The organism is Actinoplanes sp. SE50/110 (assembly GCF_900119315.1).
Lineage (GTDB): Bacteria > Actinomycetota > Actinomycetes > Mycobacteriales > Micromonosporaceae > Actinoplanes.
Map to the genome: position 1 here is coordinate 909,527 of NZ_LT827010.1, position 20,336 is coordinate 929,862.

Sequence of the window (20,336 nt, forward strand, 5' to 3'; positions counted from 1 at the left end):
AGGCTGAGGCCGTGAACATCATCGCTACTCAAGCGCTCACCAAGACGTACGGGGGCGGGGTGACCGCCCTGTCCGACCTGACCGTCTCGGTCGAGCCCGGCGTCATCGGCCTTGTCGGCGCCAACGGCGCCGGCAAGAGCACGTTCATCAAAATCATGCTCGGCCTGATCACTCCCAGCGCCGGTTCGGTTCGCGTCTTCGACATCGACCCGGTCGTCGACACCGACAAGGTGCGGGCCCGGGTCGGTTACATGCCGGAGAACGACTGCCTGCCGCCGGACGTGTCGGCCGCCGAATTCGTCACCCACCTCGGCCGGATGAGCGGCCTGCCCCGCACCGCGGCCCGCGAGCGCGCCTCCGAGGCGCTGCGCCACGTCGGCCTCTACGAGGAGCGGTACCGGCAGATCGGCGGCTACTCGACCGGCATGAAGCAGCGGGTCAAGCTGGCCCAGGCGCTGGTCCACGACCCCGACCTGCTGCTGCTCGACGAACCCACCAACGGCCTGGACCCGGCCGGCCGGGACGCCATGCTCGCCCTGATCCACCGGATCGGCACCGAGTTCGGCATCTCCGTGGTGGTCTGCTCGCACCTACTCGGCGAGGTCGAGCGGATCTGCGACTCGCTGATCGCCATCCAGGGCGGCCGACTGCTGCGTGCCGACCGGATCTCCTCGATGACCGCCGCCTCCGACGTGCTGGCGGTCGAGGTCACCGAGGGCACCGACCAGCTCGCCGCCCGGCTCACCGAGGCCGGCCTGCGGGTCACCCGGGAGAACCGGATGCTGCTCGTCCCGATGGACTCCGACGAGGCGTACGACCGGATCCTGCGCGCGGTGACCGACCTCGAACTCAACCTGCACCGCCTGGACCAGCGCCGGCACCGTGTCGCCGAGCTCTTCACCGCGAAGGAGACCGCCGATGTCTGAGACCGGCGTCATCCATGACATCGGCTATCAGCGGTACTCCGGGCCACGCCTGGGCCGCTCCGCCGGGATCGGGGCACTCTACGTCCACGGCCTGCGTGCCGCGTTCGGGTTCGGCCGGTCCGCCAAGGCCAAGATCTTTCCGTGGATGGTCGCCGGTGTGGCGCTGCTGTTCGCGATCATCATCGCCGCGGTCAAGTCGCAGGTGACCGAGTTCAGTTTCGGCTACGCCGACCTCGACGACCAGCTCAGCTGGATGATCATCTTCTTCGTCGCGATCCTGGCACCGGCCCTGGTCTCCCGGGACATCCGCTCGGGCACCCTGCCGCTGTACTTCAGCCGCCCGCTGCGCGCCGCCGACTACGTGCTCGCCAAGTTCCTGGCCATGGTCACCGCGGTCTGGCTGCTGCTCGGCGTCCCGCAGCTGATCATGTTCCTGGGCTCCGCCTTCACCACCAAGAAGGGCATGTCCGGGGTCTGGCACGAAGTCCTCAAGCTGCTCCCCGGCTGGGGCTACAGCCTGCTCTGGGCGCTGCTGTTCACCAGCATCGGCCTGCTCATCGCCTCGTTCACCGGCAAGCAGGCGTTCGCCGCCGGCGGTATCGTCGCGGTCTTCCTGATGACCACCCCGGTCGTCGGGGTGCTGGCCAACCTGCCCTCCAGCAACGCCCGGCAGCTGGCGTTCCTGGCCAGCCCGAACACCCTGATCGCGGGCGTCGGCCACTGGCTGTTCGACACCAGCATCGACTTCGATCTCGGGCGGTTCGGCCCGATCTACGGCATCGAGGCGCTCTGCCTGATCGCCGCCTGCCTCCTGCTCCTGCTCGCCCGCTACCGGAAGGTGGCCGCGCTGTGACCCTCGAAACCCAGCCCACGGCGCCCGCCGCACCCGCCGCGGCGGCCACCCCCGGCGTGGTCGACCTGCAGGGCGTGTCCCGCTGGTACGGCAACGTCGTGGCGGTCAACGACATCACCATGTCGCTCGGCTCCGGCGTGACCGGCCTGCTCGGCCCGAACGGCGCCGGCAAGACCACGATCCTGCACATGATGGCCGGCTTCCTCGCCCCGTCCAAGGGCACCGTCACCATCGACGGCACCCCGACCTGGCGCAACCCGGGCGTCTACCGCGACCTCGGCCTGGTCACCGAGCGCGAGGCGGTGCACTCCTTCCTGACCGCCGAGCAGTTCGTGCTGGCCTGCGCCAAGATGCAGAAACTGCGCGACCCGGCCGGCGCCGCCCGCCGCGCCCTGGAGCTCGTCGAGATGACCGACGCGGCGAACCGCCGGATCGGCACCTTCTCCAAGGGCATGCGCCAGCGCACCCGGGTGGCCGCCGCCCTCGTCCACGAGCCGCGGGTGCTGCTGCTCGACGAGCCGTTCAACGGCATGGACCCGCGGCAGCGGATGCACATGATGCAGCTGCTGCACTCACTCGGCGACACCGGGCACACGATCCTGTTCAGCTCGCACATCCTGGAGGAGGTCGAGCAGGTCGCCGGGCTGGTCCAGGTGATCGTCGCGGGCCGGCTCGCCGCCTCCGGCGACTACCGCAAGATCCGCCGGCTGATGACGAACCGGCCGCACGTGTTCGCCGTGCGCAGCTCCGACGACCGGCGCCTCGCGGTCGCCCTGATCGCCGAGAAGTCCGTCGCCGGCATCGAGATCGAGAACGGCGGGCTCACCGTCCGCGCCTCCGACTACGGCGACTTCACCCGCAACCTGCCCCGTATCGCCCTCGACGAGGGAATCCGGCTGCACCAGCTGGTGCCGTCCGACGAGTCCCTGGAGAGCGTCTTCTCCTACCTGCTGGAGGCCTGATGTCGACCGTCGCCCTGATCACGGCGCGCGGCCTCTTCGGCCGTCGCCGGGCCCTGCTCCTGCTGCCCCTGCCCCTGCTCCTGATCGGCCTGGCGGCGCTCTGCCGGGCCAACGACCTCGACGTCACCAACTGGGGCTCGCCGGTCGTCATCGGCCTCGGCTTCGGCGTCGTCCTCCCGGTGATCGCCCTGATCGTCGGCACCGGCGTCCTCGGCTCCGAGGTCGACGACGGCACCCTGGTCCACATCCTGACCAAGCCCCTGGCCCGCCGCGAGATCATCCTCGCCAAGTTCGTCGTCGCGGTGCTCGCCACCGCCGTGACGTCGGCGATCCCGCTGTACCTCACCGGCCTGCTGGCCAACTCCGCCAAACTGGGCGCCGCCCTGGCCCTCGCCGCGGTAGTCGGCTCCTTCGCCTACACCGCGCTGTTCCTGCTGCTCAGCCTGCTCACCCGCCGCCCGGTGCTGCTCGGCCTGGTCTACATCCTGATCTGGGAAAACCTGCTCGGCAAATTCCTCAGCGGCACCCGGGTGCTGTCCATCCAGCAGTACGTCATCACCATCGCCCACAAGATGCAGCCCGCCACGTTCCTCGACCCGAAGGTCAGCGTCACCACGGCCGCGGTGATGAGCGCGATCTTCGTGGTGGTCTGCACGGTCCTGGCCATCAACCGCCTCGGCTCCTTCAGCCTCGCCGGCGAAACCAGCTGATCTTCAGCAGAAGCGGCCCGGGCGTTTTCGCTTCCGGGCCGCTTTCGGTTGCGGTCGAACTTCTTGATCAAATTCTTGATATACGCGCATCCGCCGGGGTACAGATCGCATGCTCCCGCGCGGGCCGGGCCACGGTGATCTGGCCGCTGCGCGTCCATAACGATCACCGCGGCCCTTCACTGTCCGCGGTCGGTTCCGGACATCAAAATCAAGCCCCCGCGCTCATGCCCTCCCCACCCTCAGCCTGCCTCGCCGGCCTGCCGAGGAATGGCGTAGAGCGGCGGCTCGCGGACAGAGCCGGACGCCGGGAGAGCCGACCGAGCGTGGCCTTCTTGTCGGTGGGGATGGACAGGGTCCGGACCATGGGTTGCCTGGTTGGTTTTGTCCGCGAGTCTCGGCGCCGAGTGTCGCTGAGGTTCGGCGCCACCGAGATTTCACCCATTGCGATGTTCGCGAGTTGGGGCCCCACCTCTCGGTTGGACCCGGTCACGTGTCGATGGCCGGGTATACCGCATACGTACAGTGACGGGCATCGGAGCCAAGGCACGCCCTGTCTGCGACATGAACGGATGGTCTGAAGGCTGGTCAGCCTCTGGTGGCCGATGCGAGCACGATGTCGATCAGGCTGGGGAAACGGGCGTCGAGCTCGGCCAAGCGCAGCATCGCCCAACGGCGGTTGCCGTCCTCACGCTGGCGGATGACGCCGGCTTCCCGCAGCACTCGGAAGTGGTGGCTCAGCGTCGAGGGCGCGACGCGAACGGGGAATGTGCCGCAGGCGCGTTCCCGTTCGCCACGCAACGTCCGCACGATCGTGAGCCGGGTTGGATCGGCCAGCGCGTGCAGCACAGCGACCAGTTCTACGTCGTCGATGTCGGGGTGGACCAGTGGGGGGCGCGGCGTGACGGGCATGACTTCTCTTTCGACAGTCATCGAAGGTAGGCTCTGGTCGTAACTTTCGACGACCTTCGAAAGAGATGGTAGCCGTGCAAGCTCTCGTGTTCGACCGCCCAGCTCCCGACACCAGCGCGACCCGGGTAGCGAACATCGACCGCCCGACGCCCGGCCGGGGGCAGGTGTCCATCGAGGTCGCCTTCGCCGGAATCAATTTCAAGGACGTCATGGCCCGGCGCGGCGACCCGGGGTATGCGCCGAGGTGGCCGTTCACCCCGGGCCTCGAAGTCTCCGGAACCGTGTCGAGCTCGGACCCGGCGTCACATGTCCACGCCTGGGAGACCGGGTCGTCGCGCTGACCAATGAGGGCGGCCTCGCGGAAGTCGCAACGGCTGATGCCGCGTTGACTGCATCCGTTCCCGCCGGGCTGAACCTCGCTGATGCGGTCATCGCACCCGGGGTGCTGACCACCGCAGTGCTTCTTCACGACCACCTGGCGAGAGTCCGCGCCGCTGACGTCGTACTGGTGCACAGCGCCGCCGGCGCGATCGGCCGCGCCTTCGCCGACGTCGTACGTGCAACCAGCGGTGCGCGCCTGATCGGCGTCGTCGGCGCACCTTCCCGGATCGAGGCCGCGCATCGCGCGGGCTATCCCGACGTACTCGTGCGCGGCGACACCTTCGCGGCCCAGGTCCACGCCGAACTCAGCGATCGAGGCGTCGACGTCGTGCTGGACCCTCAGGGCACCGCCTTCCTGGATCAGGATCTCGAACTGCTCGCCCCTAGCGGCCGAATCATCCTGTTCGGCAACGCCTCCGGCGCACAACTGGGTGCGCTACCGGCTACCGCTTCGCTCTACGCGCGCAATGCCTCCATCGGTGGCTTCAGCCTCGCCGCACTGTCCGCCCGGGCGCCGCACATGGTCACCTCTGCGCTGCGCGTCGCGCTCGACCTCCTCACCGCGGGACAGGCCAGCACAGAAGTCACCGTGCTGCACGGCCTGGAAGCCGCCGCGAATGCGCAGCAAGCCCTCGCCGAGGGCACCGGCACCGGCAAGTACATCGTCGGCCTCCTCGAGCTTCAGCGCTGAATCGGAAGAGACACGTTGCTGACGCGATCGGAGATGAGTCCGGCCCTTCGCCGGGTCTGTTACTCGATACAGACCCACGTCTTGGATGACACCGGGAGGAGCCGGATCCGCGCGTCGCGCTCTGAGTAGCCTCGTAATCGTTGGTACGCAGGGTGAGCGGGCGTGGCGGATGACCGTCGACACCCTCGATGGTCAAGATCCGCTAGTGGCGCCGGTTCTCACCAACATTCCGGCACGCGATCCTGGCAGAGCGGCGCCGGAAGTCGGGAACATCTGGTTCCCAAACTCGCTTCTGGCGCAAGAAGTGTGATCGATAAGTCCCGATGCGCCGCTCACTGTGTCCTTTGCCAACGAAGTGTGTCCGCGTGCCAGCGAAGTTGTCCCGCCGAGGGTTTTGCCAGTCATGTTTGTCTGCCGGTCGCCGGCCGTTAACGTCGCGATGTAGCGCCACCCGGTGCCCGTTTAGATTCCCGTTGACCGAGGACGACTGCCGCTACCTGCACGTCCAGCCTCCGGCGCGACCCAGCGGGCCTGCTGCATGCATCGACGGGCGCCACGGCCGCGCGAGCTCGCGCTAGCTTGGGGCAATGTCGCAAGATCCCAGACTCCAACGAGCAGCTGAGCTTTTCCACGCCGCCACCTTCAACGGCGATCCTGACGCGGTACCGGCCGCGACCGAGCAGTTAGACAGCCTCGAAGCTGCCCTGGCGTTGGCGCGGGGCCGGGTTCTGCACGCGGCGTTCCTCCGTGACCGCCGGGAGGACCCGCGCGAGTTGGTCGCCTTCGAGCGGGCCGCCGAGCTATACGCCTCGCTCGGCGACGACCACGCGCTGGCCGAGGCGGAGTTCTGGCTGGGTTGTTTCCTCCAGGTTGTGCGCCAGGACGGGGATGCGGCGCACCCGCACCTGCAGCGCTCTGCAGCCCTGGCCCGGGCGACCGACAATCGGCTGACACTGTCCTACGCGGTGCGGCACCTGGGCTTCGCGGCGGGCATGGCCGGGGATCACGCCACGGCACGCCTCCTGTTGGAGGAGTCGGTAGCGCTCCGCCGGGAGCTCGATTTCCCGGCGGGGGTAGCGGCCGGGCTGGTAGCGCTGGCGGACCTGGCCTATCGGGACGGTCGTTCAGACGAAGCCGAGCGACTGCTCGACGAGGCGACGGCAGTCGCGGCGAAGTGTGGGGCCATCGGGGTGCTCGGCTGGGCGGACAACACCCGCGAGGAAAATACCCGGCCATAATGATCCGGCTTCGAGCGTACGGGCCCGTGACAACGCTTCAGTACTGGCAGGACCGCTGCCGTGCGCTCGCGAGTACCTCACGCGATATGAACCACCCTGGGAGTCGCGTCGCTGCAGACAAACTTGAGTGGCACAAACCTCTTCCGAGACAGAGTCCGTTGACACGCGGACACACCTCAATGGCAAAGGACACACTGGTCGCACCCGTACGGTGCCGTCTATGGATGTGCGAGAACGACGAGTCGACACTGCCCGGATCCTCGGGACCATTGCCCTGGTCACTGGCTTCTTGATCACTATCGTTGGCCTTGCGACCGACAGCACGCCAGCTAAGGGCTACGTCTTCGCCGGGATGCTGGTAACCGTCGGCGTCGGCCTGCGCCTCGAGGCAGCCATCACGGATCGCCGCTGAGATGCAGCCACTCAAGATCAATCACGCTTCTTGCGTCAGAGCCCCAAACTCGCGAACGTAGCCACCTGGTTCGCCTGGTCTGGGTGGCTATAGGCGGTTTGAGGCGTCTGGGGTTCGCTGGAGCCGTTCGGGCGGGAGCAGGGTGTCGTTGCCGCTGCTGCGGTTTCAGGCCAGGGTGTCGTTGCGGGTGCCGCGGTCACGGACCGGGTGTGCTGGGTTGGGCGGCGGGGATCGGATGGCGAGCTGGCGCCCCGTTGTTTTTGATCTCCGGGACCACCGGCGGGCAGTGAAGGGCCGCGGTGATCGTTGTGGACGCGCAGCGGCCAGATCACCGTGGCCCGGCCCGCGCGGGAGCATGCGATCTGTACCCCGCTGGACCTGCGTAAAAAAGACTTTGACCCGAGTTCCGAGCCGTGACAAAAGCAACCAAACAAAAGTGCCTGATTGCGCCGCACGGAAAAGCGACCGCAACGGCTCGGGAGCGCGCTCCCGGGCCGTTGCGGTCGACAATCAGCCGGTGTTGCGCATGCCGGCGGCGATGCCGTTGACCGTGGTGAGCAGGGCGCGTTCCAACGCCGTCGAGTCCGACGGGCCGCGGCGGGCGCCCGGCGCGGTCGGCATCTGGCGGGCCGCGTCGCTCAGGTCGCGGTACTGGCGGAGCAGGGCGACCTGGAGGTGGTGCAGCGGCTCCAGGTACGTGTCGCGGACGCCGAGGGTGCGGGAGAGTTCCGGCTGCGCCGCCAGGATGCGGGGCTCGCCGGTGATGGCGAGGACCTCCTGGACGGTGCGGTCGTATTCGGCTTCGATGGTGGCGAAGATCGGGTGCAGTTCCTCCGGGACGAGTGTCTCGACGTAGCGGCGGGCGATCGACAGGTCGGTCTTGGCCAGCATCATCGCGACGTTCGACAGGAAGGTGCGGAAGAACTGCCAGTTGTCGTGCATCTCGGTGAGCACGTCGCCGAGGCCGGCCTTGCGGGCGGCGGCCAGGCCGGTGCCGACGCCGAACCAGCCGGGGACGATCTGCCGGGTCTGGGTCCAGCCGAACACCCACGGGATGGCGCGCAGGCCGCCCAGGCCGGCGTCGGCGTTGGGGCGTTTCGCGGGGCGGGAGCCGATGTTGAGCGCGCCGAGCAGTTCGGTGGGGGTGGCCGCCCAGAAGTAGGCGGGCAGGTCCGGGTTCTCCACCAGCCGGCGGTAGGCGGCGAACGCCGCTTCCGAGGTGGTGTCCATGGTCGCGTCCCACACCTCGAGGCGGACCGGGTCGACCGACAGCGTGGTGTGCAGCAGGGTGGCCTGCAGCACGGCGGCCGTGGTGAGCTCCAGGTTCTCCCGGGCCAGGGCGGGCACGGTGTACTTGTCGGAGATCACCTCACCCTGCTCGGTGACCTTGATCGCGCCGTCGAGGGTGCCGTACGGCTGGGCCAGGATCGCCTCGTGGGTGGGGCCGCCGCCGCGGCCGACGGTGCCGCCGCGGCCGTGGAACAGGCGCAGCCGGACGCCGTGCCGGGCGGCCACGTCACGCAGCGAGCGCTGCGCCTTGTGGATGCGCCACTGGCTGGTGGTGATCCCGGCCTCCTTGTTGGAGTCCGAGTAGCCGAGCATGACCTCCTGCACGTCGCCGCGGGCCCGGACGATCGCCCGGTAGGCGGGCAGCGACAGCATCTCGTCGAGCAGGTCGCCGCCGGCGTCCAGTTCGGCCGGGGTCTCCAGCAGCGGCACGATGTTGACCCGGGCCCGGCCGGTGTGGATGTCGACCAGGCCGGCCTCGCGGGCCAGCACGGCCGCGGCGAGCACGTCGTCGACGCCCAGCGTCATCGAGATGATGTACGTCTCGATGACGTCCGCCCCGAACCGCTCCTGCGACTCGCGGATCGTGTTGAACACGTCGAAGGTCTTGCGCGCCGAGTCGGTCAGCGGGGTGTCGGCGCTGGACAGCGGCCGGCGCCCGGTCAGTTCGGCGGCGAGCAGCTTGGTGCGCTCGGTGCGGTCCAGGGCGGCGTAGTCCTCGACCTCGCCGACCTGCGTGTACATCTGCTGGAGCACCTCGTGGTGCTTCTCGGCGTGCTCGCGCACGTCGAGGGTGGCCAGCTGCAGGCCGAACGCGGACGCCTGGCGGATCGCGGTGGCGACCACGCCGACCGCGGGCAGCTGGCCGGAGTTGCGGGCCAGCGAGGCGCGCATCAGTTCCAGGTCGGCGATCAGCTCGTCGCTGCCCAGGTAATCGCGGCCGGCCACGTGCGGGGTGCCGTGCTGCAGCCGGGACCGGGTGTTGGCCAGCTTCGCCTTGATCGCCCGGACCTTGAGCCGGTACGGCTCCTCGGCGTTGACCCGGCGGAACCGGTCGGCGACCTCGGGCAGGTTGTCCAGGTCCTGGGCGAGGCTGGCGGACAGGTCGAGGGAGACCCCGCGCAGCCGGCGGGAGACGGACAGCTCCTCGATCAGCTTGTCCATCACCTTCTCGGTGGCCTGAATGCCGTGCTCGTGCTGGATGAGCAGCACGGCGGCGGTGACCGCGGGGGTGACGAACGGGTTGCCGTCGCGGTCGCCGCCGATCCACGAGCCGAAGGTCAGCGGGCGGGACGTGGGCGCGGTCTCCACACCCAGCCGGCGCAGCGTCTCGGCCAGGTCGTCGAGGACCTGCGGGGCAGCCTCGGCGTACAGGTCCTTGAGGTAGTAGACCGCGTTGCGGGCCTCGTCGGTCGGGTCCGGCCGGTCGAGACGCAGCTCGTCGGTCTGCCAGAGCAGGTCGATCAGCTCGGCGAACCGCTTGGTGGACTGCGTGGTGTCGGTGTCGCCGTAGAGCGCGGCGGCGGCCGACTCGGCGTCCAGCGAGTCGGCGACCTGGCGCAGCTTCGACAGGATCGACCGGCGCGACGCCTCGGTCGGGTGGGCGGTGAAGACCGGGCGGACCGCGAGCCGGCGGGCGGCCGAGGCGATCTCGTCGGCCGGGACGCCCCGCTCGGCGATCCGCTTGGCGGCCTGGTCCAGCCAGCCGCCGTCCTTGGCCCGGCGGCGCCGCAGGTCGCGGGCGCGGTGCACCTGTTCGGTGATGTTGGCCAGGTGGAAGTAGGTGGAGAAGGCCCGGGCCAGCTTGGTGCCGGTGGTGATGTCCATCGCGGCGAGCCGCTCGGCGGCGGCCGGCACGTCCTGGCGGACCAGGGCGCGGATCTCCTCGACCAGGTCGAGCAGCGGCCGGCCTTCCTGGCGGGCCAGGGTCTGCCCGAGCAGGGTGCCGATCCGGCGGATGTCGGCACGGAGCTCGGCGTCGGGCCCCTCTCGCTCGTCGAGATGGGCGGGCAGCTCTGTCATCGGGGCGCTCCTTCGCTCGGATGGCTCCAGGACGGCGCTGTCCCGACTTCGCCGATCGTATCGGCGTCCCCCGGCGCGGGGGTGAATTGAGTCAAGAGTCTCACGGTCGTTCAGGCGGCCACCGTCGGCCCGACCTGCGGCGGTCAGGCCGAGACCGGCACCGCCGGGCGCACCGTGATCGGCGCCCGCCGCTCGCCGGCCGGGCCGCTGTTGCCGGTCCGCTGGCGCCCGGGCAGGGCCGGTCCGGCGTTGCCGGCGAGCAGCAGCCGGCGCGGCGTGCCGTCCGGCCGGGCCTTGCGCACGAACGCCTGCCGGGCGGCGGCGAAGCCGGACCGGTCGGTGTAGATGTCCCGGCTCATCTCGGCCAGCTCGCGGGTCTCGTACACGTCGAGCGGGATGCGCTCCCCGGCCAGCCGGCGTGCTTTGGCGGCCCGGCGTTTCCGGGCGCTGCGGGCGTCCGAGTGGCGTTCGGCGAGCAGGGTCAGCCACTGCGAGTACGCCTCCGGGTGGCGCGGGCCGACCTCGTCGATGAGCCCGATCCGGACCGCCTGCGCCGTGCTGAGCGGCAGCTTCTCGTCGATCAGCCGCTGCGCCCGGTCCGCGCCGACCCGCCGGGGCAGCGTGTAGGTGTGCAGTTCCGAGCCGTACAGACCGATGTCGTAGTACGGGTTGAGCACGATCCCGTCGCGGGCCGCGACCACGTCGGCGCCCAGGCCGAGCATCACCCCGCCGGCCCCCGCGCTGCCCGCGTAGGCGGCCACCACCAGCTGCCGGGTGCACCCGATGATCTCCCGGCACACCTGGTTGATCGCCCGGATGTTGGCCCAGGCGGCGGCCGCCGGGTCGGGTGCGGCCTCGATCACGTTGAGGTGGATGCCGTTGCTGAACGCCTCGGTCCCGCCGCGCAGCACCAGCACCCGGGTGTCCTGGGCGGCCGCGTGTCGCAGCGCGGCGAGCAGCCGGCGGCAGTGCCCGGGCGCCATCGCGCCGTTGTAGAAGTCGAAGTGCAGCCAGCCGATCGCCCCGGTGCGTCGGTAGCGGACCTGCCGGTAGGCGGCCGGCGCCTCCGGCTGGGCGTGCGCCTCCAGCGGCGAGTTCGGCACGCCGCGCAGCCGCTCGCCGAGCGCCGTGGTGGCCGGCACCTTGATCCCGCCGGGGCCGGCCGGTCGCAGGTGGCCGATCCACAGGCTGCCGTCGCCGGTGGCGACGAGCACCGCCCCTTGACGGCGGCTGAGCAGGGCTCCCGGCCGGGCGCCGCGGGCCGCTCCGCGATGGGCGTCATAGGCGTACGCGGGTAGCCCGCCCACCTCGGTCAACACCCCCGGCGAGCCGTCCGCGGCCCGGATCCGGCGCAGGATCGCGTCGGTGGCGTCGCCCCAGTCGAACGACCGGTCGCTCTGCCGCATCATCGGCCGGGGAGCCGCGACGGATGCCGGGACCGGGCTGAACGACGGGTCGGCCGCTTTCGTCACCACCTCGAGCGCGCACTCCAGGGCGGCGTCCGAGACCGGCCCGGTGTAGAGCGCCGACTTGCGCGGCGGGGCGGCCGGCACGTCGAAGGTGCGGCTCGCCCAGATCGGTCCGGCGTCCAGCTCCTCGACCGCCTGCAGCGCGGTCACGCCCCAGGTGCGGGCCCCCTCGCTGATCGCCCAGTCCAGCGAGGAGGGGCCGCGGTCGCCGACCGGGCCGGGATGCAGGATCACCGTGGGCCGGCGCTGCCACACCTCGGCGGGGACCCGGTCCTTGAGGAACGGGCAGAGGATCAGCTCCGGGTCGGCGGCCCGGACCCCGTCGGCGATCTGCTGCTCACTGCCCGCCAGCAGCACACCCACCTGGTGTCCGGCGTCGCGCAACGCGCACCAGACCCGCTGACTCAAGCCGTTGAAAGCGCTGACTAGCAGCAGGATGCGCACGGTGCCTCCCCTAACCTGTCCCGGCTGAAGTCTGTGCACCGGCCGGCGGCGGTACGTCGGACGTGCTGTGCGATACCACGCGTGCCGCCGGGAGTGTCGGTGGGTCGGACTAAGCTGTTCGCATCACCCCGCCCCCGTTGGGGCGTCCGGGGTGGTTCGTCGTGCCCTCGGGGGGTTTCTCGTCATGCAACTCGCCGGACTCATCCCGGCCGCCCTGCGCGACCGCGGCCTCGCCCGGGCCCGTGACCTGGCCCGTAAGGGCTTCGTCGACTCGGACTCGATGGATCTGACCGCGCCGGTCTCGCTGCGGCCGTTCGTGGTGGCCACCGTGGCCGGTCCGGCCGACGCCGGCGGGGCGCAGCGGCCGGTGCTCGCGGTCACCGCCACCTCGCGCGAGGCCGACGACCTGGCCGACGCGCTGGGCTGCCTGATCGAGCCGGGCCGGGTGGCGGTCTACCCGTCGTGGGAGACGCTGCCGCACGAGCGGCTGTCGCCCCGGTCCGACACGGTCGGCCGGCGGCTGGCCGTGCTGCGCCGCCTGGCCCACCCCGGTGACCAGCCGCTGCAGGTGGTCGTGGCGCCGGTCCGCTCGCTGCTGCAGCCGCAGCTCAAGGGCCTCGGCGACCTGGAGCCGGTGGAGCTGGTCACCGGGCGGGAGGCGGAGCTGGAGGGGGTCGCGCGGCGGCTCTCCGACATGGCGTACGCCCGGGTCGACCTGGTGACCAAGCGCGGCGAGTTCGCGGTCCGCGGCGGCATCCTGGACGTCTTCCCGCCGACCGACGAGCATCCGTCCCGGGTCGAGTTCTGGGGCGACGAGGTGGAGGAGATCCGTACCTTCGCGGTCGCCGACCAGCGCACCATCGAGCAGGTCGAGCGGCTGTGGGCGCCGCCCTGCCGGGAGTTGCTGCTCACCCCCGCGGTCCGGGAGAAGGCGGCGCTGCTCGCCACCCGGCACCCGGAGCTCGCCGAGATTCTCGACCGGCTGGCCGAGGGCATCCCGGTCGAGGGCATGGAGTCGCTGGCGCCGGCGCTGCTGGACGGCACCGACAGCATGGAGCTGCTGATCGACTGCATGCCGGCCGGCACCCACGTGCTGCTCTGCGACCCGGAGCGGATCCGCACCCGGGCACACGACCTCACCCGCACCTCCGACGAGTTCCTGGAGGCCTCCTGGGCCGCGGCCGCGGTCGGCGGTGAGGCGCCGATCGACGTGGGTGCGGTCGCCTTCAAGACCCTCGCCGACGTGCGGGCCCACGCCGCCGTCCTGCACCAGCCGTGGTGGACGCTCTCGCCGTTCGGCCTGGCCACCGCCGACGAGCCGGCCGCCGCGCTCCCGTGGGAGGACGCCGGGACGGTCGAGGTCTCGCCGGACACCGGTGACGCGGTGGCGCTGGCCGCTCAGCCGGTCCCGCTCTACCACGGCGACACCGAGCGGCTGGCCGCCGACCTGGCCGGCTGGTCCGCCGCGGGCTGGGCGGTCGCGCTGGTCTTCGAGGGCAAGGGGACCGCCCAGCGGGCCACCGAGCTGCTCCGGGACGCGGGCCTCGGGGTCACCCCGGTCGACTCGATCGCCACCCCGATCGCCGACGGCCAGCTGCTGGTCACCTGCGGCGGGCTGAACCACGGCTTCGTCGACGAGGCGTCCCGGCTCGCGGTGATCACCGGCAACGACATCTCCGGCGGGCGCGGCGCCTCCACCAAGGACATGCGCAAGATGCCGGCCCGCCGGCGCAACACGATCGACCCGCTGGAACTCAAGATGGGCGACTTCGTGGTGCACGAGCAGCACGGCATCGGCCGCTACATCGAGCTGGTCCAGCGCACGGTCAACGGCGCCGACCGGGAGTACCTCGTGATCGAGTACGCCGCGTCCAAGCGCGGCCAGCCCGGCGACCGGCTCTACGTCCCCACCGACCAGCTGGACCAGCTGTCCCGCTACGTCGGCGGTGAGCAGCCCACGCTGCACAAGATGGGCGGCGCCGACTGGCAGAAGAGCAAGGCCCGCGCCAAGAAGGCGGTCAAGGAGATCGCCGCCCAGCTGATCCAGTTGTACGCGGCGCGGCAGGCCTCCAAGGGCCACTCCTTCGGCCCGGACACGCCGTGGCAGCGCGAGTTGGAGGACGCCTTCCCGTACACCGAGACGCCCGACCAGATGGCCGCGATCATCGAGGTCAAGCACGACATGGAGTTGCAGACGCCGATGGACAGGCTGATCTGCGGCGACGTCGGCTACGGCAAGACCGAGATCGCGGTGCGCGCCGCGTTCAAGGCGGTCCAGGACGGCAAGCAGGTGGCCGTGCTGGTGCCCACCACGCTGCTCGCCCAGCAGCACTACAACACGTTCACCGAGCGGATGAGCCAGTTCCCGGTGCAGATCAGGCAGCTGTCCCGGTTCCAGACGCCCAAGGAGGCGGCACTCACCCTGGAGAACGCCGCGGACGGCACCGCCGACATCGTGATCGGCACGCACCGGCTGCTGTCCAAGTCGACCCGGTTCAAGAATCTGGGCCTGATCATCGTCGACGAGGAGCAGCGCTTCGGCGTCGAGCACAAGGAGCAGCTCAAGGCGCTGCGCGCGTCGGTGGACGTACTGACCATGTCGGCCACCCCGATCCCGCGCACCCTGGAGATGGCGATCACCGGCATCCGGGAGATGTCCACCATCGCCACCCCGCCGGAGGAGCGGCACCCGGTGCTCACCTACGTCGGGGCGTACGACGACAAGCAGGTCGCCGCCGCCATCCACCGCGAGCTGCTCCGCGACGGCCAGGTGTTCTACCTGCACAACCGGGTCGAGTCGATCGACCGGGCGGCCCGCCGGCTGCGCGAGCTGGTGCCCGAGGCGCGGGTCGCGGTGGCGCACGGCCAGATGAGCGAGGAGCAGCTGGAAAAGGTCATGGTCGGCTTCTGGGAGAAGGAGTTCGACGTCCTGGTCTGCACCACGATCGTCGAGTCCGGCATCGACATCCCGAACGCCAACACCCTGATCCTGGAGCGCGCCGACCTGCTCGGCCTGGCCCAGCTGCACCAGATCCGCGGCCGGGTCGGCCGCGGGCGGGAGCGGGCGTACGCGTACTTCCTCTACCCCCGGGAGAAGCCGCTCACCGAGCACGCCCACGAGCGGCTGGCCACCATCGCCCAGCACACCGAGCTCGGCGCCGGCATGTACGTCGCGATGAAGGACCTGGAGATCCGCGGCGCCGGCAACCTGCTCGGCGGCGAGCAGTCCGGCCACATCGAGGGCGTCGGCTTCGACCTGTACGTGCGGATGGTCGGCGAGGCGGTCAGCGCGTTCAAGGGCGAGCGGCCCGAGGAGGAGCCCGAGGTCAAGATCGACCTGCCGATCGACGCGCACCTGCCCACCGACTACATCGCGGTCGAGCGGCTGCGCCTGGAGATGTACCGGAAACTCGCCGAGGCCCGCGACGACGCCCGGCTGGACGAGGTCGTCGCCGAGATGACCGACCGGTACGGCGAGCCGCCCGCCGCGGTGGTCAACCTGATCGCGGTGGCCCGGTTCCGCCAGCTCGCCCGGGCGTACGGCCTGACCGACGTGTCGATGCAGGGTAGGCACCTGCGGTTCGCCCCGCTCGCGCTGCCCGATTCCAAGCAGATGCGGCTCAAGCGGTACCACCCGGACTCGGTCTACAAGCCGGCGAACGACCAGGTCAGCGTGCCGCGGCCGCAGACCCGGCGGGTCGGCGGCGAGCCGCTGCGCGACCAGGATCTGCTCCAGTGGTGTGCCCAGCTGCTCAAGGACGTGCTCGGTGACGCGCCGGCCCCGGCCCGGGTGTGACGGATCACATTTCGCGTGAGACAGTGTTGACCATGCTGCGTACCCGACGATTCGCATCCATGGCCGTCATCGCGTCCCTGGCGGTCGCCGGCCTGTCCGCGTGCCGCTCCGAGCCGTCCGTGGCCGCCTATGTCGGGGACACCCGGATCACCGAGAAGCAGGTCGAGCGGATCGCGGACGAGGCGCAGCGGGCCCGGGCCGGTGCGGGCGCCACGCCGATTCCGCGGTCCGAGGTCGTCCGGCTGCTGGTCGCCCGGCCGTTGCTGGATCAGCTCGCGGCCCGCCACCAGGTGACCCTGCCGGCCAACCTGCCGTACGACCAGTACGCCAAGCTGATCGGGCTGCCGGCGGACAACGAGCTCCTGCACCTCATCGTCGACAACGGCACCCTGCAGCAGGCGGTGAGTCAGAAGATCACCGGCCCGGCCACGCTGAGCGACGACGATCTGCGCGATGTCTACCAGCGTCCCGAGGTGCAGAAGGCGCTCCCGCCGGGCACCAGCCTGGAGCAGTTCCGCTCGGTGCTGAGCAACGCGGACCTCAAGGCCGGGGTGCAGGCCGGCATCGGCCTGCGCAACGAGCTCGCCGAGGTGGCCGCGCCGCTGCACGTCACGATCAACCCGCGGTATCAGCCGCTGGAGCTGGTGACGTACACCTTCCAGCCGTCCCAGACGACTAACATCGGCATGGTCGGCGCCCCGCTCGGCGACCCGGCGCACCTCCCGGTCTCCGACGTCTCTTGAGCGCCCGCATCGTTCTGCTGGTCACCTCGCCGCGGCTGCCGGCCGGGCTGCTGACCGCCGAGGCCTGGGACACCGTCCGCTCCGGCCCGGTCTTCGCCGCCGCCGAGTCGCCGCAGGCCGAGGCGCTGCGGGCGGCCGGGGTGCCGGTCACCGTGCTGGACATCGACGCGCAGGGGCTGCTCGACGCGATCGGCGCGGCCCCGCTCGCGGTCTGGCTCGCCGGGCCGCACGGCGACCAGCCGTTCGCCCGACAGCTCGGCCTGCGGCTGGCGCGCGAGCCCGGGTTGGCCGAGCTGGAGCTGATGTACGGCTCGTGGGACCCGCCCGGCGCCCGCCTGCTCGACGCGGTCACGGTGATGGACCGGTTGGCCTCGCCCGGCGGCGACCCGTGGAAACGGGCGCAGACCCACCGGACGCTCGCGCCGTACCTGCTGGAGGAGAGCTACGAGGCGTACGACGCGATCGAGCGCGAGGATTACCACGAGCTGCGCGAGGAGCTGGGCGACGTGCTGCTGCAGGTGGTGCTGCACGCCCGGCTCGCCGAGGACCTGCCGGACGGGCGCGCGTGGAACATCGACGACGTGGCCGGGATCCTGGTGGAGAAGATGGTCCGGCGCAACCCGCACGTCTTCGCCGGGGAGACCGTCGAGGACCTCGAGGAGATCACCGCCAACTGGGAGCGGATCAAGCGCGAGGAGAAGGCGCGCGAGTCCGTGCTGGACGGTGTGGCGCTGAGTCAGCCGGCCCTGGCGCTGGCCGCGAAGGTGCTGCAGCGGGCCGCCCGGGGCGGGGTGGACGTGCCGCTGCCGGCCGGTGACGAGCTGGGCGCCGGGCTGCTGCGGCTGGTCGCCGAGGCCCGCGCGGCCGGGCACGACCCGGAGGCGGAGCTGCGCGCGGCTGTTTTGACGTACGCCGAAGCGGTGCGAGCGGCAGAAAAAGTCGGACCCCCCGAGTAGGTTTTTCGGCATGCCGGAGTTTGTGCCACTTGCCGAGCGGATCGCCGACTCTCTCCTGGAGAGCGATCCCGTGACGGCCCTCTACGCGGGGGACCATCGGTTCGACGACCGTCTGCCCGACCTCTCCGCCACCGCGGTCGACGGCCGGGTCGCCATGCTGCGGGACGCGGCCGACGCGCTCAGCGCGATCGACGCCGACGCCCTCGACCCGGAGGAGCAGGTCGACCACGCGATCCTCACCGCCCAGGTGGACCGTGGGCTGTTCGAGCTCACCGAGGTCCGCGAGCACGAGTGGAACCCGTTGGAGCACAACCCCGGCCCGCTCCTGCACGGCCTGCTGTCCCGCCCGTTCGCGCCGCCCGCCGAGCGGCTGACCAGCCTGCGCGGCCGGCTCGCCGCGCTGCCCGACGCGCTGGCCACCGCCCGGGCCGTGCTCGACGACGTGCCGCGGATCCACGCCGAGACCGCGGCCGGCCAGTTCGCCGGCACCGCCGGGCTGATCCGCGACGAGCTGCCCGCCCTGCTCGCCCAGGAGCCCGGCCTGCGGGGCACCGTGGAGCCGGTCGCCGCGGCCGCGGTCGCCGCGCTCACCGAGTTCGACGGCTGGCTGCGCAAGCGGCTGGAGAGCGGCGAGTCGGGGCGTGACCCGCGGCTCGGCCGCCGGCTGTGGGAGGCCCGGCTCTGGCACACCCTCGACACCGAGCTGTCCGCGGCCGAGGTGCTGTCCCGGGCCCGGGCCAATCTCGATCGGGTCGGCGCCGAGCTGCGCGTGCTGGCGGCCGAGATGGTCGGCGGCGAGCCCACCGACGACACCGTGCGGCGCGCACTGGACACCATCGCCGATCAGCACCCCGACAACACCACCATCCTCGGGCTGGCCAAGAGCACGATGGACGAGGCCACCGAGTTCGTCCGCGCCCACGACGTGGTGTCGCTGGTGGACGACCCGTGCGTGATCGAGGAGATGCCGGAGTTCGCCCGCGGCGTGGCGGTGGCCTACTGCGACCCGCCCGGCCCGCTGGAGACCGCGGACGTGCCCACGTTCTACTGCATCGCGCCCGCGCCGGCCGGGTGGTCGCCCGAGCGGATCCGCAGCTTCTACCGCGAATACAACAACGAGATGATCCGCAACCTGACCGTCCACGAGGCGATGCCGGGGCACTTCCTGCAGTTGGCGCACGCGCGGCGGTTCCGGGGCAGCAGCCCGGTGCGGGCGCTCGGCTGGTCCGGACCGTTCGTCGAGGGCTGGGCGGTCTACGCCGAGGAGATGATGGTCGGGCTCGGCTTCGGCGGGCCCGCGGTGAAACTGCAGCAGCTCAAGATGCAGCTGCGGATGAGTCTCAACGCGATCATCGACCAGCTGGTGCACTGCGAGGACCTGGCCGAGGGCGAGGCGATGGCGCTGATGACCGGGCGGGGCTTCCAGGAGGAGGGGGAGGCGGCCGGGAAATGGCGGCGGGCGCTGCTCACCTCGACCCAGCTGTCCACCTACTTCGTGGGATACACCGAGGTGGCGGGGCTGGCGGCGTTGCGGCCGTTCGGGGCCACGCCCAAGGCGTGGCATGACGCGATGCTGGCGCACGGGTCGCCGCCGCCGCGGCATCTGCGGGCGTTGCTCGGGGTGTAGGGGTGCCCGCCGCGGGGCCGGCCCCGATGGGTGGCACGGGGGTGATCCTGGGGCGCGGTTGCGGGGCGGTGCGGGTTCGCGGTGGGCATGCGAGGGCCGATCCGCCGAATGCGGTTGCGGGGCGGTGCGGGTTCGCGGTGGGCATGCGAGGGCCGATCCGCCGGATGCGGTTGCGGGGCGGTGCGGGTTCCCGGTCGGCGCGCGGGGGCTGATCTCGGCACACGGTTGCGGGGCGGTGGGCGTCTGCGGAGCGCGGGGTTACTTCGGGCGTTGGTCGGTGACGGTGGCGCCGGGCGGGGGCCGGAAGTCGGCGACGGCGGTGGTCGAGGTGAGGTCGGTGAGGGTCATCTCGACGCGGAGGCCGCCGAGGTTGCCCTTGAAGGCGGCCAGCGTCCCGTCGCCGGCCACGCACACCTCGAACGAGCCGACGATCTGCAGGCAGGATGCGTGCCGCTCGGCCAGGGTGGTGTCCCGCTGGGTGATCCGCAGGGCCGGGTCCGCCTCGGCGGAGCGCAGCATCGCCATCACCCCTTCCGGGCTGATGAGACCGGCGGCGGGCGGCGGCTCCGGGGCCGGCCCGCCGGGGTCGCTGATCGCGCAGGTCGCCTTCGCACACCGGGTGGTCCCGGTTGCGGTGAGGATGAGCCGGCCGCCGGGCCAGCGGTACGCGGTCCGTGGCGGATCCTGCGCCCGGCTCACCGTGGCGGTGTCGCCGCCGGTCAGGCTGTAGGTCGCGGTGTACGTCGCGTCGGCCGAGTCGGCGAGCTGGGCGGCGAGCTGGGCGACCGCGTCGGCGGGGCCGACCCCGGCGGCGCTGGCCTGGTCGAGGTCGGTGCAGGCGGTGCCGGCGAGCAGCACGCCCACGGCCAGTATTCCATTCACAAAACGACGGCGGGCCACGATCACCACC

The 20,336-nt window shown here is 71.2% G+C and carries 16 protein-coding genes; 12 read left to right on the forward strand and 4 right to left on the reverse strand.

Annotation, left to right across the window (positions count from 1 at the left end; translation table 11 throughout):
• Window positions 1-11 precede the first annotated feature (11 nt).
• The 4 genes from ACSP50_RS04095 to ACSP50_RS04110 are packed head-to-tail and all read left to right on the forward strand — an operon-like array spanning window position 12 to window position 3,451.
• Complete coding sequence (locus ACSP50_RS04095; protein ID WP_014687887.1) at window positions 12-926, forward strand: ABC transporter ATP-binding protein; 915 nt, start codon at window positions 12-14, stop codon at window positions 924-926.
• Window positions 919-1,779, forward strand: coding sequence for an ABC transporter permease (locus tag ACSP50_RS04100; protein WP_014687888.1), 861 nt, complete (start codon window positions 919-921; stop codon window positions 1,777-1,779). The genes ACSP50_RS04095 and ACSP50_RS04100 overlap by 8 nt, the downstream gene beginning before the upstream one ends.
• A gap of 56 nt (window positions 1,780-1,835) precedes the next feature.
• Window positions 1,836-2,741 carry an ABC transporter ATP-binding protein gene (locus tag ACSP50_RS04105; protein ID WP_085945624.1) on the forward strand — a complete coding sequence of 302 codons (906 nt, stop codon included), beginning with the start codon at window positions 1,836-1,838 and terminating at the stop codon, window positions 2,739-2,741.
• Window positions 2,741-3,451 carry an ABC transporter permease subunit gene (locus ACSP50_RS04110; protein WP_014687890.1) on the forward strand — a complete coding sequence of 237 codons (711 nt, stop codon included), beginning with the start codon at window positions 2,741-2,743 and terminating at the stop codon, window positions 3,449-3,451. The genes ACSP50_RS04105 and ACSP50_RS04110 overlap by 1 nt, the downstream gene beginning before the upstream one ends.
• Window positions 3,452-4,036: 585 nt before the next feature.
• Here ACSP50_RS04110 and ACSP50_RS04115 read toward each other — a convergent pair.
• A complete protein-coding gene (locus ACSP50_RS04115; RefSeq protein ID WP_231956862.1) occupies window positions 4,037-4,381 on the reverse strand; it encodes a helix-turn-helix transcriptional regulator in 345 nt (114 codons plus the stop codon).
• 53 nt (window positions 4,382-4,434) lie between these two features.
• Here ACSP50_RS04115 and ACSP50_RS04120 point away from each other — a divergent pair, with 53 nt between their 5' ends.
• The 4 genes from ACSP50_RS04120 to ACSP50_RS04135 all read left to right on the forward strand — a co-directional run bounded on the left by ACSP50_RS04120 (window position 4,435) and on the right by ACSP50_RS04135 (window position 7,082).
• Window positions 4,435-4,701, forward strand: a complete 267-nt coding sequence (locus ACSP50_RS04120) for an alcohol dehydrogenase catalytic domain-containing protein (protein WP_157432761.1) — start codon at window positions 4,435-4,437, stop codon at window positions 4,699-4,701.
• A gap of 101 nt (window positions 4,702-4,802) precedes the next feature.
• Complete coding sequence (locus ACSP50_RS04125) at window positions 4,803-5,432, forward strand: zinc-binding dehydrogenase (protein WP_014687893.1); 630 nt, start codon at window positions 4,803-4,805, stop codon at window positions 5,430-5,432.
• A gap of 587 nt (window positions 5,433-6,019) precedes the next feature.
• The gene (locus ACSP50_RS04130) at window positions 6,020-6,670 is read left to right on the forward strand and encodes a hypothetical protein (RefSeq protein ID WP_014687894.1); all 651 of its coding nucleotides are present in this window, start codon (window positions 6,020-6,022) and stop codon (window positions 6,668-6,670) included.
• Between the two features lie 220 nt (window positions 6,671-6,890).
• Window positions 6,891-7,082, forward strand: coding sequence for a hypothetical protein (locus ACSP50_RS04135; protein WP_043510808.1), 192 nt, complete (start codon window positions 6,891-6,893; stop codon window positions 7,080-7,082).
• A 510-nt stretch (window positions 7,083-7,592) separates the two neighbouring features.
• On the opposite strand, the gene ppc is transcribed toward ACSP50_RS04135, so the two are convergent.
• Window positions 7,593-10,391 carry a phosphoenolpyruvate carboxylase gene (ppc, locus tag ACSP50_RS04140; RefSeq protein WP_014687895.1) on the reverse strand — a complete coding sequence of 933 codons (2,799 nt, stop codon included), beginning with the start codon at window positions 10,389-10,391 and terminating at the stop codon, window positions 7,593-7,595.
• A gap of 143 nt (window positions 10,392-10,534) precedes the next feature.
• A complete protein-coding gene (locus tag ACSP50_RS04145) occupies window positions 10,535-12,304 on the reverse strand; it encodes an enoyl-CoA hydratase-related protein (protein ID WP_014687896.1) in 1,770 nt (589 codons plus the stop codon).
• A gap of 184 nt (window positions 12,305-12,488) precedes the next feature.
• On the opposite strand from ACSP50_RS04145, the gene mfd reads away from it, so the two are divergent.
• From mfd to ACSP50_RS04165, 4 genes are read left to right on the forward strand one after another with little or no spacing between them, the layout of a single operon-like run.
• Window positions 12,489-16,100 carry a transcription-repair coupling factor gene (mfd, locus tag ACSP50_RS04150; protein ID WP_014687897.1) on the forward strand — a complete coding sequence of 1,204 codons (3,612 nt, stop codon included), beginning with the start codon at window positions 12,489-12,491 and terminating at the stop codon, window positions 16,098-16,100.
• A 59-nt stretch (window positions 16,101-16,159) separates the two neighbouring features.
• The gene (locus tag ACSP50_RS04155) at window positions 16,160-16,843 is read left to right on the forward strand and encodes a hypothetical protein (protein ID WP_014687898.1); all 684 of its coding nucleotides are present in this window, start codon (window positions 16,160-16,162) and stop codon (window positions 16,841-16,843) included.
• Window positions 16,840-17,799 carry a nucleoside triphosphate pyrophosphohydrolase gene (locus ACSP50_RS04160; RefSeq protein ID WP_014687899.1) on the forward strand — a complete coding sequence of 320 codons (960 nt, stop codon included), beginning with the start codon at window positions 16,840-16,842 and terminating at the stop codon, window positions 17,797-17,799. The genes ACSP50_RS04155 and ACSP50_RS04160 overlap by 4 nt, the downstream gene beginning before the upstream one ends.
• A gap of 10 nt (window positions 17,800-17,809) precedes the next feature.
• Window positions 17,810-19,426 carry a DUF885 domain-containing protein gene (locus ACSP50_RS04165; RefSeq protein ID WP_014687900.1) on the forward strand — a complete coding sequence of 539 codons (1,617 nt, stop codon included), beginning with the start codon at window positions 17,810-17,812 and terminating at the stop codon, window positions 19,424-19,426.
• A 258-nt stretch (window positions 19,427-19,684) separates the two neighbouring features.
• On the opposite strand, the gene ACSP50_RS04170 is transcribed toward ACSP50_RS04165, so the two are convergent.
• A complete protein-coding gene (locus ACSP50_RS04170; RefSeq protein ID WP_080127716.1) occupies window positions 19,685-20,290 on the reverse strand; it encodes a hypothetical protein in 606 nt (201 codons plus the stop codon).
• Between the last annotated feature and the right edge of the window lie 46 nt (window positions 20,291-20,336).

Coding starts and splice junctions, on each gene's coding strand:
- ACSP50_RS04100 (WP_014687888.1), top strand. CDS start 919: ATGTCTGAGACCGGCGTCATCCATGACATCGGCTATCAGCGGTACTCC.
- ACSP50_RS04155 (WP_014687898.1), top strand. CDS start 16,160: ATGGCCGTCATCGCGTCCCTGGCGGTCGCCGGCCTGTCCGCGTGCCGC.
- ACSP50_RS04135 (WP_043510808.1), top strand. CDS start 6,891: ATGGATGTGCGAGAACGACGAGTCGACACTGCCCGGATCCTCGGGACC.
- ACSP50_RS04110 (WP_014687890.1), top strand. CDS start 2,741: ATGTCGACCGTCGCCCTGATCACGGCGCGCGGCCTCTTCGGCCGTCGC.
- ACSP50_RS04165 (WP_014687900.1), top strand. CDS start 17,810: ATGCCGGAGTTTGTGCCACTTGCCGAGCGGATCGCCGACTCTCTCCTG.
- ACSP50_RS04115 (WP_231956862.1), bottom strand. CDS start 4,381: ATGACTGTCGAAAGAGAAGTCATGCCCGTCACGCCGCGCCCCCCACTG.
- mfd (WP_014687897.1), top strand. CDS start 12,489: ATGCAACTCGCCGGACTCATCCCGGCCGCCCTGCGCGACCGCGGCCTC.
- ACSP50_RS04130 (WP_014687894.1), top strand. CDS start 6,020: ATGTCGCAAGATCCCAGACTCCAACGAGCAGCTGAGCTTTTCCACGCC.
- ppc (WP_014687895.1), bottom strand. CDS start 10,391: ATGACAGAGCTGCCCGCCCATCTCGACGAGCGAGAGGGGCCCGACGCC.